The sequence below is a fragment of the Streptomyces alanosinicus genome, from assembly GCF_014650595.1.
GTDB lineage: Bacteria > Actinomycetota > Actinomycetes > Streptomycetales > Streptomycetaceae > Streptomyces > Streptomyces alanosinicus.
Genome location: NZ_BMVG01000020.1, coordinates 87,894 through 100,414 on the forward strand (window position 1 = coordinate 87,894; position 12,521 = coordinate 100,414).

10 protein-coding genes and 2 pseudogenes are annotated in these 12,521 nt (G+C 68.4%); 8 read left to right on the plus strand and 4 right to left on the minus strand.

All coding sequences use genetic code 11. The features are described 5' to 3' along the window. The first annotated feature begins 35 nt into the window (after window positions 1-35). Together IE277_RS30795 and IE277_RS30800 are read left to right on the plus strand one after the other, a co-directional pair. A complete protein-coding gene (locus IE277_RS30795; protein WP_189956985.1) occupies window positions 36-581 on the plus strand; it encodes a GNAT family N-acetyltransferase in 546 nt (181 codons plus the stop codon). A 1,000-nt stretch (window positions 582-1,581) separates the two neighbouring features. Then, the gene (locus IE277_RS30800; protein WP_189956986.1) at window positions 1,582-2,124 is read left to right on the plus strand and encodes a hypothetical protein; all 543 of its coding nucleotides are present in this window, start codon (window positions 1,582-1,584) and stop codon (window positions 2,122-2,124) included. A 428-nt stretch (window positions 2,125-2,552) separates the two neighbouring features. On the opposite strand, the gene IE277_RS30805 is transcribed toward IE277_RS30800, so the two are convergent. Continuing rightward, entirely contained in the window at window positions 2,553-3,056 is a 504-nt protein-coding gene (locus IE277_RS30805; RefSeq protein ID WP_308433434.1) for a helix-turn-helix domain-containing protein, read from the minus strand. A 288-nt stretch (window positions 3,057-3,344) separates the two neighbouring features. Here IE277_RS30805 and IE277_RS30810 point away from each other — a divergent pair, with 288 nt between their 5' ends. The 4 genes and pseudogenes from IE277_RS30810 (at window position 3,345) to IE277_RS30825 (ending at window position 6,635) form a co-directional block, all read left to right on the plus strand. Next, on the plus strand, window positions 3,345-4,265 hold the full coding sequence (locus tag IE277_RS30810; RefSeq protein WP_189956987.1) for an NADP-dependent oxidoreductase: 921 nt from the start codon (window positions 3,345-3,347) through the stop codon (window positions 4,263-4,265). A 930-nt stretch (window positions 4,266-5,195) separates the two neighbouring features. Then, on the plus strand, window positions 5,196-5,564 hold the full coding sequence (locus tag IE277_RS30815) for a hypothetical protein (RefSeq protein WP_189956988.1): 369 nt from the start codon (window positions 5,196-5,198) through the stop codon (window positions 5,562-5,564). Between the two features lie 66 nt (window positions 5,565-5,630). Continuing rightward, window positions 5,631-5,927: pseudogene (locus IE277_RS47775) on the plus strand (helix-turn-helix domain-containing protein); the annotation flags it as partial. Between the two features lie 33 nt (window positions 5,928-5,960). Beyond that, window positions 5,961-6,635: a GNAT family N-acetyltransferase gene (locus IE277_RS30825; protein WP_506005346.1), complete on the plus strand. Its 675-nt coding sequence runs from the start codon at window positions 5,961-5,963 to the stop codon at window positions 6,633-6,635. 446 nt (window positions 6,636-7,081) lie between these two features. On the opposite strand, the gene IE277_RS30830 is transcribed toward IE277_RS30825, so the two are convergent. Together IE277_RS30830 and IE277_RS30835 are read right to left on the minus strand one after the other, a co-directional pair. After that, window positions 7,082-7,597: a GNAT family N-acetyltransferase gene (locus IE277_RS30830; RefSeq protein ID WP_229882085.1), complete on the minus strand. Its 516-nt coding sequence runs from the start codon at window positions 7,595-7,597 to the stop codon at window positions 7,082-7,084. 268 nt (window positions 7,598-7,865) lie between these two features. Beyond that, a pseudogene (locus tag IE277_RS30835) lies at window positions 7,866-8,839 on the minus strand (IS701 family transposase). A 102-nt stretch (window positions 8,840-8,941) separates the two neighbouring features. On the opposite strand from IE277_RS30835, the gene IE277_RS30840 reads away from it, so the two are divergent. Next, window positions 8,942-9,439 carry a YbaK/EbsC family protein gene (locus IE277_RS30840; protein WP_189957023.1) on the plus strand — a complete coding sequence of 166 codons (498 nt, stop codon included), beginning with the start codon at window positions 8,942-8,944 and terminating at the stop codon, window positions 9,437-9,439. A gap of 22 nt (window positions 9,440-9,461) precedes the next feature. Here IE277_RS30840 and IE277_RS30845 read toward each other — a convergent pair whose 3' ends face one another. Beyond that, window positions 9,462-9,677 carry a LysE family transporter gene (locus tag IE277_RS30845; RefSeq protein WP_229882086.1) on the minus strand — a complete coding sequence of 72 codons (216 nt, stop codon included), beginning with the start codon at window positions 9,675-9,677 and terminating at the stop codon, window positions 9,462-9,464. Window positions 9,678-11,527: 1,850 nt separating this feature from the next. On the opposite strand from IE277_RS30845, the gene IE277_RS30850 reads away from it, so the two are divergent. Continuing rightward, a complete protein-coding gene (locus IE277_RS30850; RefSeq protein WP_189956990.1) occupies window positions 11,528-11,743 on the plus strand; it encodes a hypothetical protein in 216 nt (71 codons plus the stop codon). Window positions 11,744-12,521: the final 778 nt, after the last annotated feature.

Here is a 12,521-nt window from a genome sequence, read left to right on the forward strand (position 1 = left end):
TGCCCTGTCTTGTCAGGCCAGGGAGGACCGGCACCATGAGCAGCACCCCGTCATCCTTTCCCGAGCGGATTGAGCTCACAGGGGAAGGTCTTGTCCTGCGTGACTGGACGGAAGCAGATCTGGCCGCTATGCCGGATCTGTTCGACCATCCCGACATCGCGTACTGGACGCCGATCGTCTCCCCCTTCGACGAAGCGGCCGCTCGCGCGCGGCTGGACCGGGACCGACAGCTGCGGGCGGAGGGTACGACCATCCTGCTTGCCGTCACCGTTGACGGCCGCGCGCCGCTCGGCGAGGTGATGCTGCGGCGCGCCTCCCAGGGCGCAGAGATCGGCTACGCGATAGGCCCGGCGCACCGTGGCCAGGGGCTGGCCGCACGGGCGGTGCGGGTGATGGCTGCGTATGCCTTCGAGCAACTGGGCGTGGGACAAGTGATCCTGGAGCTGGAGGCCGAGAACGCCGCAAGCGTCGCCGTGGCCACCAAGGCGGGCTTCAGACTGCTCGACGTGCCACTGATCGAGGGGGAGGAGAAGGGACGGCCCTACGCCCTGCAGACGTGGGGCCTGCTGCCGGCTTTGTGACGCTGTTCGGGTGATGTTCCGCCGTTGGAAGACGGAGGTGCCCGGTCTGCGGCCCCGATCCGGGCGTCCGCCGACTGGTGGGCAGCCCACCGGGCGAGTGCCTCGGCTGTGCGTACGTGGCGGGCCACGACGGCTTCCAGGTCCTCGGCCTTCGCCGGGGCGCGCCGGTGTCCTCGCCCGGCGCGACAAGGACGTCACGAAGGCCGGCGGCAGCGTCACGGGGATGCCGAGCTTGCCGAGACCCCCGCAGTGGCTGGCGTGCCTTCGCATCCGGTCCGGTGCATCTGCTGGGGGCCGGCCTCCTCGTCGTCGTGGCACCTCCAGGCGTGTCTGAGGGCGTGCAAGGTCGACTGCGCTGACCCGGACGGCTGTCGTCCCCGAGGGCGAAGATGCCCTTGGCGTGGAGGCGGTACATGACGTCACGGGAAAGCGTCGGCTCTTGCATCGTCGCGGTGCGGCTCTCCGTGTTTCAGAGCGGAGACATAGGCGTACAGGGGGACGTGTGGCCCCTTCCCGGCCGAACAGCCCGCAGGACTCCGGTTCGCCTAGCACGAAGGTCAGCTCCGGCGGCGCTGATCAGTCTCAGCGGAACGCGACGACATTGTGGGCGAGCCAGCCGGCGAAGGGGCGCGGGGCGCGGCCGAGGACCCGCTGGACGTCCGGGCTGACGCGCGGGTTAGCTGGTGAAACCCGGCTGCCGAGCCCAACGCGGCGGCGATGGCCTCCACCTGCTGGCGCGAAGCGATCCCCTCCGGGTCGGTCAGCTTGTACGCGTGCGGCGAGGCACTCAAACATCCGGCCGATGACGGGCCTCTTTCGTGCCGGACTCGTCCACATATATCGGGCCTGTGCACACGAATGATCTAGTCCAGGAGGACGGCGCGGGCGAAGCGGCCCTAGCGTCGATCATGTCTCACTCGCTGCTTGTGCCCTACTCGCTGACAGTCAGGAGTCGGAAGTGAACTGCATGCGCCGCTACATGGCCTGTACTACCGCAAGCGTGGTGCTCACCCTCGGTGCCTTCGTGCTCGCCGCTCCGGTCCAGGCACAGACGGGCCCCGCTACTGGCATTGCCGTCGCGGGCGTCCGCCCCGACGTCACCAGCCCCACCGGCAACGGCTGCGACGACAGCAACGGCAAGGGCAACGGGAGTGGAAACGGCTGCAGCTGCGACGACAGCAAGGGCAGCGGCAACGGGAGCGGGAACGGTTGTAGCTGCGATGACGACAAGGGCAGCGGCAACGGGAGTGGGAACGGTTGTAGCTGCGATGACGACAAGGGCGGCAGCAACGGGAGCGGGAACGGTTGTAGCTGCGACGACGACAAGGGCAATGGCAATGGCAACGGGAACGGAAACGGCTGCAGCTGCGACGACAGCAGTGGCAACAGCTACGGCAACGACAGCGGCTGCGGCAACGGCAACGGCAACGGGAATGGCCACGGCTGCGGATGCGGCACCGCCAACAGCAGCGGCAAAGAGGTCCCCCTTGAGGACAAGAACGTTCCGAAGGTCTTGCAGCCCACGAAAATCGAGCTGTCGTAGGGCTTGAGCCGCGTACGAGGTCAGCCCAGTGTGTGTGTTGCCCACTGCAGGCCGAGGCTGGCCAGCCGCTGCAACTGCGTGGTGCTCAGCCTCGCCCGCCGGGTCTTGGCGTTTGACAACAACACCCCCAGGTTGACCTCGCTGCCATCCGGAACGGTCTCGACGTGGGAGCGGCTGATGGGCCCCACGCCCCGTTCGCTGCCGGAACTGTGCCAGGGGGCTGCACAGCCCCCCTTCCCACGCCACGCGCTCCGAACAGCCCACGGCCCAGACCACCCGGTCCGGGCCCGCTCGCGCACCCGCAGTCGGCACGCGATGCCGTGCCCAACGATGGCCGGGGCACCCCGGTCAGCCGCTCGGCGCGCAGGGAGGGGCAGGGCTCCGTGGGCGACCAGCTGAGGGCCGTAGGGAGTAGGCATGGACTGCGTCTAGACGGCCGTGCGCAGCGGCCGCACCGAGAAGCGGAAGCCCCTGATCGGACCGTGGCAGATGACCCCAGTCGGCGTGGGGATGCCGATGCCGTCACGGCAGAGTGTGAAGCCGAGCCTGGCGTAGAAGTCCGTCCAGACAAGCGCCGAGACCGGCCATGAAGTGGGCGTTGGACGAGGTAGGCGGTGTTGATCGGCGGGTCCTGCGGGGCCAGTGCCTTGAGGCCCGCGCCGCTCAGGAACTCTGCGGGCCCGGCCAGGTTGCACCGGAGCCACGGTGTGTCCCGGTGCCTCGCCTGTGACGCCGGCCAGTTGGTCAAGCGGGTTCGCCAGCCGCGTGGCGAGCTCGTCGGCGTGGGGTAGCGGGGTGACACCGCGGCCTCCTCGTTCGAACAGTTCGCGGCCCATGCGGTTCCCCAGCGCCCGGATCTGCACAGTGACGGGGGACTGCGGCAGTCCGAGCCGCCGGGCGGCGGCGGTGAAGGAAGCCAGGCGGTGCACCACGAGGCAGGCGCGCTGCAGGTTCAGGTCCGGTCCAGTGGACCGGACCCATGACTGTCCTGATCGCTCACGGCTTCGAGCCTAGGAGATGCGCATGACCGCCACCTGCGATCCCTCCCCAAGGCGGGCATCGGTTCGTCGATACCTCGTATCGGTGTGTTCATTGGCGCGGATTCCTCGGCGGCTTTAGCTTCGAGGCAGAGGGCACTCACGTCCCCCACCGAACATGCGCCAGACCTTGCACACACTCGGCCAGGATGCGCCGACCGTCCGGAAAGCGAACTGTGAACCGTGAAGGCAATCGCGCTTGAAAAGTACGGCTCGTTGGACGACCTGCGGCTGGTGGACCTGCCTGAGCCCAAGGTGGCGCCCGGTGAGGTCCTCGTGCGGGTGAAGGCGGCCGGGGTCAATCCTGTCGACTGGAAACTCGCCGCCGGGTATCTGGATCCGATCATGGAGGTCCGCTTCCCGCTGATCTCTGGCTGGGATGTCGCGGGTGTCGTGGAGCGGGTGGGGTTCGACGCCGGAGAGTTCGCCGTGGGGGACGAGGTCTTCGGCTACGTACGCAAGGACTGGGTGCAGAACGGGGCCTACGCCGAACTGGTCTCCGCCCCCGTCCGGACGCTGGCCAAGAAGCCGGCCGCGCTTGGCTGGGAGCAGGCCGCGGGGGCTCCGCTGGCCGGGCTGACCGCGTACCGGAGCATCAAGCGGGTCGGCCTGGGCAAGGGAGAGACGGTGCTGATCCACGCCGCGGCGGGCGGTGTCGGCTCGCTCGGTGTGCAGATCGCGGTCGCGCTCGGAGCCCGGGTGATCGGTACCGCGAGCGAACGGAACCACGGATTTCTGCGGGAACTGGGCGCGGAGCCGGTCACCTACGGGGACGGGCTCGTCGACCGGGTGCGGGAACTGGCTCCCGATGGGGTGGATGCGGCCCTCGACTTCGTCGGCGACGGCGCGGTGGATGTGTCGCAGCACCTGCTCAAGAGGCGCGACAGGGTCGCGTCCATCGCTGATGGCGAGGCGGCGGCGAAGGGCGGCCACTACGTATGGGTCCGCCCTGACGCGGCCGACCTGGCGGCCCTTGCCGACCTCGCGGACGCGGGGAAGCTCACGGTGCCTGTGGAGCACACGCTGCCACTGGCCGAGGCGGCTCAGGCGTGGCGCCTCGGCCAGGCGGGCCACACCCGCGGAAAGATCGTCCTGACCCTCTGACCTCGCCTGCCGTGATGGGCAGCAGCCATCGCGAGCCCGGTGGGCGGCAAGATCCCGCTCGACCCGGAGAGCCTGACGTGGCGGAATCTGGACGACCTGGTCACCCGCAAGCGATATCTGGACCGGGCCTTCATGAACCGCCTGGAGGGCACCATGAAGGTCTCCGAGGCGAAGGTGGACGACTACGACGCCATCCATCTCATCGGCGGCCACGGCGTCATGTTCGACTTCCCGCAGAGCGATCCCGGGCGGTGTCCTCGTGGGCGTGCAGGGGGCAGATGCTATAGGGATGTGGGTCCAGGGCAATGTCCGCTCGAAGGCGGTACTGGCCGGGGTCGCGCTGGAACTGTGCGACCTGGTCCGCCCAGGCGCGGCGTCCCGTAGTTGGCAGCGGCGCAGGTGGAGGCAGTAGGCGGAGGTGGCGTACCCGGCGCCGACAGTGGACTGCCACCAGAACTGGGCGCCTTCTTCCTGCTGGGTCAGGTCGAGCAGGCAGGCGAAGATCGGGGCGCCGTCGGGGTCGATGGAGCGGGCCGTTGACGAGTCGGGCCACGTAGGACGCTGCCTCGGTGGGCGTTGTTGACGGATTAGGACAGGGCGTTCAGGTCCGCTGTCGCCTGCGCGAAGCAGGGTGTGGGACGGCGCTGCGGGGGGTCTGCGGGGCGAGGTAGGGGCGTGTCGCCGCAGTGCCGCTGAGCCAGTACGTGGGGGAGCTCCAGATCGAGCAGGTTCTCCCAGCGTGTGCGGGACAGCTCGGCGGCGATGCGCCGGCGGCGCCCTGGCGGAGTTGTAGTCGTCGCGCTCGCTGTCCAGGACGAGGGTGTCGGCAAGTCCTTCGTCGAGGGACGTTAGGGTGCATCGGATGGTCACCAGCCGGGGAACCGGACCAGCGCGATGCTATGTCCGTACGAGACGGTATCGTCTCCCGGCGTGACCGACACCGACGCGCCCCGGGCCAATCGCGACCTGCTCATCGGGTCTTGGATCTTCGCGATCCCGGCAATCTGCGGCTTCCTCCTGGCGCTCGGCCTGATGCTCGTCCCGCCGTCCTACGACAACAACGGGGCCTTCCAGGAGCCGATGTCGTGCGGCGTGCCCGCACTGTTCGACCAGCAGGCGTTCACAAAGCAGGAGTACGGCTCCGACGCCGGGCTCGACGAGCTCGGCACATCCGGATGCGCCGCGACGGTCTCCGCCCGGGAGCACCAGGCGGTCGGCGCCCTCGCTGTGGCCACCCCGCTCGGCCTGCTCGCATTGGCCCTCCACCTGCACCGCCGTACGGCTCCGGCCTGCTCTTGAACTTGATCGGGTGATGTCGGTCCTGTTTGCCTGAGGGCGATCGGTTGGCTTCGGTAGCCCTGTTGTATGAGATATGCGCAGGGCGGTGGGCTGAACGACGCCGGGAGGGCTACGCGGGAGCGGATTCGACTGGAGGCAGCGGAACGCTTCAGGCGCGCGGGAACGAACCGGGAGATCGCCGCCGCGTTGCGGGTGAGTGAGCGGTCAGTGGAGCGGTGGCGCCGGGCCTGGCACGAAGGTGTGGAGGCCGGGGTCCTGTCGAAGGGCTCGCCGGGCCGCCCGAGGCTCAGTCCGGCACAAATGAACAGGCTGGAACGTGAGTTGGGGCGTGGCCCGCTCCTCCACGGCTGGACGGATCAGCGGTCAAGCGCGAGATCGGCAACGTCGCCGCGGCCGATCCGGGCCAGATCGACGGCTGTCTCACAGGCACCGGCCCGATCATGGATGGCTGACCGGCATTCAGTTGTTTCACGCCACCAAAAAGTCATGGCAGGGGGGCCAGCACCCGTCGTAGGGTCAGTCGGCATGGCCGGTAGTCATCACGACAAGTGTGTTTTTCCTGAACTCAAAACCGACGTCGCCAGATTGACGTTGCGTGCGCTCACTGCCGAGCAAGCCGATGAATACTACGCGCTCATCGACCGAAATCGCGAGCACCTCACCCAGCACGGCGACTACCAGGCGCTGGCCGCATCGGACCACCAGACGGCACATGCCGAGCTGCTCAACGATCCCAATCCTTCCCTCCGTTGCGGCATCCTCCTTGACAGCGCCCTCATCGGCCGCGTTGACCTTGTGGCTGTCAACCCACCCAAGTACGGCTTCGGATACTGGCTCGACCACGAGGCAACGGGACATGGATACGCCACGGCAGCCTGCCGTGCGCTGATCGAGTACGGAGCCACTGTGTTGGGCGCCACCGATGTGTTCGCGGGCGTCACCCACGGAAATGACAAGAGTGGCGCCGTGTTGATCCGGCTCGGCTTCAGGGCCGCCGAGGTCTTCGAGGCCTACACCCGATACCACCGGTCCCTGGTCGCCTCGCCCTGCGCGTATCCCACACAACGCTGAGATCGGACCGAACCGGCCGCCGCTCGGCGAACGGGCCCGACATCACCCAGTCAACTTCAGCAGTACTCTGAGGAAGAGATAGTGCTTCCGGTGTCCCGGGCGGCGGTCGCGCTGTCCCGCCCGGCGGATGCCGAGTGGTCGGGCCTGCGAGTCTGCCCGACAGCCGACGCGTTGGCGACCTTCGTCGCAGTAGGCCTGGGAGGCCGGGTCACCGAGCGCCGCGAACGCCGATAGGACCCTCGGCAGCAGGTACTGAAAGACCGGCGGGTTCGGCATTGCCGGCGTCGGCCGCTTGGGCTGAGCTGACCCGATCGTGCGCCGAGCGGACGGCGTACACCTCTGCTGTGCGTTACTGGTGTGCGGGCCACCTCCGCGTGCACGGAGGTAGACCGTACCCGCGCGACACCACCGTCCGACACAAGACGCCCGCTCCGCGCATGCGGAGGTCACCCGTACGTCGTTTTTTCGAAGAGCGTGAACGACTTGGGTGCACCGCCCGGCTGCGGCTTACCTGCTTTGTGGCCGACGACCCGGTAACCGGCGTCCAGGTAGTAGGCGTTCAGGCGCGCGTTGCCGGCCAGACAGTCCAGACGCACGAACGACCGCCCCGCCGCAGCAACGCGGCGCTCCGCAGCACGCAGCAGAAAACGCCCCGTCCCCGGCCTGGCGCTGCTGCGGTCCACCATCAGCCGATGCACATAGCCGGCTACCGGCGGCTGCGGTCCCCAGGCGTCCTCGTCTTCCCACCACAGTTCCCAGGCTCCCGCCACGCGGCCGTCGGCCTCGGCGAGCCAGACCTCGCCATTCGCCATGGTCTTGCGGAAGTGGTCCTCGCCCAGCTGGCCGGGCTGCCACTGGCCGGTGATTCCCTGGGCGAGCATCCATCGGGCAGCGTCGTCGCGCAGACGAACGAGGGTGGCGAGGTCGGCGTCGCCCGCGAGGCGGAAGTGCAGATCGTTCACATCGCGATCCTCGCACGGACCCGTACGAGCGCTCGACGCTGTTCCTCCCGGTCGAGCGCCAGCGTTGTCAGTCCTCATCGACAATCTCAAGCTGTCTGATCGCTAGTACTGCAACGCTGCTTGTTCTGAGTGCTGGGCAGTTTCCAGGGGTTGTGTCCGCGTCGTCTGTAGTGGCTGATGCGGGCCTGGTGCTGGCGTCGTCGTCGCCAGTGTGACCGGGGCAGGATGTCGGCGACCGGAGTAGGGCGTCGATCGGCGAGGCGGGTGATTAAGCGTCGGGTCTCGGCGAGGCTGAGGTGGATGGGCTGGGAGGTTCCGTTTCTGCTTTCTCAGTGTCCAGCTCTCGGGCCCGCAGGACGGTCAGGCAGGCGTGGGCGGCCATGGCCAGGGTCATGTGGCGGTGCCAGCCGGGATAGCGGCGGACCTGGTAATCGTCCAGGCCGCACTCCTGCTTCGCCGTCTGGAAGCACTCCTCAACAGCCCATCGGCTGCCTGCGATGCGGATCAGCTCGTCCAGCGTGGTCTGGGCCGCACAGTAGGCGATGTAGTAGGAGACCTCCTCGGGCCTGCTCACACTGCGACGGGCGAGAACCCGGTACCGGCGGTCCTCACGGTGCCAGGGCCTCACGGTGCAGGGTGTCACCTCGACGCGGGCCCAGTCATGGATCCGCCGGCCGTGAGCTCCCTCGCCGCAGGAACGGCGCTTCCACTTCTGCCGGGGCAGACCGGGGAACAGGTCGTGGACGGGATGGTCGATGGACCAGCGGGTGACGACGGTGTCGTGCCGGGTGGTGGCCATGACGTGGAAGATGTCCGCCTGCTCCGGCTCGGACCGCCAGCCCTTGCTGAAGCCATAGGCGGCCTCCGCCGTCACCCAGCCGAACGGGATCTTCTCGGTGATGGCGCGGCGGACCATCACCTCGGCTGTCGCCACCTTCGTAGATCAGGACGGCATCCTGGTCGCCGAGGTTCTCGACGACGTAGTCACGCAGGTCGTCCAGAACCTCGTCGGCGTCCCACCCGATCCGGTTCAGCAGCCGGTGGATACGATCGGGACCGGCATGCCCGGCCTCCTCCGCCAGCGTCCAGCCGTTCTTCCGCTCCAGCGGAGCAACCCAACCCCCGCATAGAGGCCAGCGCCGACTGACGCGGCTCTTCCCGGCCGAACCGGTGCACGAACCGCTCGTGCACCGCCTTGAGTTCACTCGCCCACAATCTGACATCAGCAAGGTCCCCACCCATAACCAGACCAACGTCCGAGCTGGCCACCAGTCACGGCAAACACCGTTGCAGTACTAAGGTGAACTCAGCTGAGCCGGGCACCAGTTGATACGGGAGGACATGATGGCTGCGGACGACGCCGACGGTACTTACGGCAAGCTGCTCGCCCTGCTCGACGAACACGGGGCCGCCTACCGGGTGATCGAACATGACCCGGAGGGCGGCACCGAGGCGGTCAGCCGGCTCCGTGGCCACGCCCTGGGTCAGGCAGCCAAGTGCATCATTGCGATGGTGAAGATCGGCAAGAAGGAAAAGCGCTACGCCCTGGTGGTCGTACCGGGAAACAAGCGGATCGACCTGGCGGCGGTGAAGGCGCTCTACGGCGGCACCTACGTCTCCTTCGCCTCTCCCGACATCGCCGAGGAACTCGCGAAGTCGCCGAGCGGCACCATTCTTCCGTTCTCCTTCGACGACCGGCTGGAGTTGATCGTCGACCCCGGGCTGCTGGTGCACCCCGAGTTCTACTTCAACGCCGCCCGCCTCGACCGGTCCCTTGCACTGTCCACGGCCGACTACCGGTCCATCGCCGAGCCCCGGGTGGAGCCGGTGTCGCTGGACTGACATGGCGTCGGCGTCGCCGGCCTCACTGGATCGACGGGGTGAGCGCCAGGGCCATGCCGAGTCCGACGAGTACGGTGCCGATCACTTTGTTCAGCACGGCCTGCCGTTGCAGCAGCCGGGCACGCAGGCTCTGATTGGAGAAGAGGGTCGCGGCCAGCGCGAACCAGGCCAGGTGGGCGACCGACATGAACAGGCCGTATCCGATCTGCTGGGTGACCGGGGTGTCGGCGCTGACCATCTGGGTGTAGGTGTCATGGCTGAATTGTTGGCATCGGCCTTTCTGTGCCGGTGTGCCAAGGACGCCACGAACAACCCTCCACGGGCCGCTGGGGCACCCCCTCAGGACCCACTCCACCTCGGATCCGCTGGTGCGCAGCGACACCGAGTCGTCCCGTCCCGCATAACCTCAGGCCTGCGCTGGCGTTCGGTGTCAATCGCCGGCTGCTGCCGCTCCAGCTTGAGCGGCAGCAGCCGGCGCAGCCCTTCGTACCGCAGCCGGCCGACCCGGTACGAGGTGATCAGCCCGTTCTCCTCCAGCGGCATCCCCGGGAGGCTGGATCACCGTGTTGCCTCGGTCGCCGAGGACGCCGTCGTGATTCATCCAGAGCGACACCTACAGCTTGCTTGTGCCGTGGACGCACTGCACCAGGTCCTTGCGCAGGGACCGGCCGCCTCGGCGCCCCCGCCGCGCATCGGGGAGCCGGCCCCGGCCGTCGCAAGCGCGCGGCCGTCGGGTCGGGGCCCGCGGTGCCGGCCCCGACGGCGGGCCGTGACGTCCCGTCCGCCCGGGTCGTTCAACCGGTGAAGTGCCCCTCGGCTTCCGGCGTTCGGGCCGAGCGGCGTCTCAACGCCCGGCCCCCCACTCGCGCGTGTCGCAGCCGGGCGCCGAAGGGTCGTTCCTCCCCAGCCGCCTCGCGGAGGAACGGTCCTTCGCCGTCCCACAGTCGGGCCGGCCCCCGAGTCTGTGTCAGCGAGCGATCATGGCGGCGCTGACGAAGCGATCGGCCTCTTCGTCGGTCCACTTCGTCGGTCCACTCGCGGTATGGGCCACCGGACTGTGTCAGGGAGTGACGGAGGCAGCGGCAGACGTGCTCAAGGGCAGGGCCGTTCTCGTCGGTGCTGACATACGTGAGGGCAGATTGCACGAGGTGCAGCGCGGTCCGCGGGGACGTCTCGCGCACCCACTTCACCGCGGTGACGATGTCCGAGCTCTTCGCCGGTCTCTCCGGTAACGCCCGCACTCTCCCCAGCCGAGCCTGTCGCGAACCGACACCCTCGCCGCCCAACCCACATTTTGTGATCTTGGTCGCCGTCCTCCGCCGCACCGTCATGGCTCCGGGACAGGTGAGCGGCGGCTGCTGCGGACAAGCGCGGCGTTCGACGATCGATCGGTTGTTGAACGACGGCGCCAGGACGGCGACGCGTTCGGCCGAAGTGGCCTTCCTTGTCCAACAAGCGTGTGTCGCCCGCGTTCCCCTCGGGTTCCGGAGTCCCCAGCCCAGATACCAGTCACAAAGAGGAATCCATGGAGCGCGTCGCCCGGTCGGTCTCCCCCCGGATGGCTTTTCCCCAAGAGCGCCGCGGGAGATGTCGATCTAGCCTCCGAGATGAGCGCGCAATATATGGATCTTCTGATGGCGCGCTCCGACCCGTGGAGGAGATATGCGCAACATACAGAAGGCCGCTGTTGCGGCCGCCCTCATCGCCGGCGCCAGCTTCATGGGCACCGGTCCTGCCAACGCCCTGACTGCCGAGAGGATGCACCCCAGCGGCGGGTGCGTCGACGTCCTCGGGAACGTTGGCGTCCTCAATGGATTGCTAGGAAACCTGATCAACGGCGAGGGAAGTCCAGGTGGACAGGGCACGGAGTGCTAGACATTTGTCTAGGCCTCGGAGTCCTCGTGCCGATGTGCTGGACGTCGTAGTGCGCGACGGCGAGGGGGCAGACCGTCAGCAGCAGTCACCTCCCTCTGGTTGACCCGCCTGCGCAAGGTAGTGCGGTCTCCGGGGCCGCCTCCTCGGCCGCGTGTTGCCCGGGGGCCTGCCGGGGGCCTGCGCACTGATCTGCGAGCGCAACCGCTGCTCGGCTTGGAGCCGCTCGGCGGTCGCTCGCAGGTCGCGGGCCTGGTCGCGCAGCTCGACGGCCTCGTGCCGGGCCTGCTGGCCTTTCTCGGCGCGGGCGGTGTCGATCTGTGCGGCCAGGGTGGGCAGGTGGACGTGCATCGCGGCGAACTGCTGGCGCAGGCCGTCGGGTTGTCGGGAGCCTCGCCGAACGCGCCTTGGGCGCGGAAGACCTCGGCGTAGGGGGAGCTGAGCGGCGTCTGCCAGGCCTGTTGCCGGGTGGTGGCGGCCGCGCGTTCGGTGCGCTGCTGCTCGTCGTGGGCGTCGGCCGTCTGCCGCGTGTACTGGGCGAGCAGGGCCTGCTGTTCGGCTCGGGAGGGGCCGGCCAGCTGCTCGCCGCGCGAGCGGGGGGTGTCCCGATGAAGTTCTGGTCGACCCAGACGGTGTCGGTCTGCTCCCCGCGCGGACGGGGGTGTGTCGACGATGATGTCCGCGATGACGCTCGAGGAGGATGCCGGTGAGGCTGGCGCCCAACTGGCTGCCAGGGGACAGGCAGGAGGTCGACGGGTAGCGCCAGGTGAGGCACGTGTGTCGGCCATGGGTCGACTCAGGGCAGGCGCCGATGGAGTCTCGGAGTGCCGCCGAACAGTTGACGCCTCTCATCCAGGCGATGCATAAGGGGGCGAGGAATCCGGCTGGCCGCTACCGTCGCAGTGCCTTGTGCTGACATGACCGCAGGGCAAGGCGGGCCCGACACACTGCGCTCGTGCAGTGGCCGCCCAACGCGGCAGTCGGACGGGACCGCTCAGCCCTGTGACACCCAGTCCTTGATCTCCTCAGCGACCAGTCGTACGTCCAGTCCGTCGCGGGCGATCCGTTCGGCGAGGTCCCCGGCATCCTTGTAGTCAACTGTCACCACGGCGCCGGATAGCGAGCGCGGGCGGCATGCAACGTCGGCGTGCGGCCATCGAACAGGCTGCCGCCACGGAGGAGGAACAGCAGGCGGAGCGGAATTCAGGCG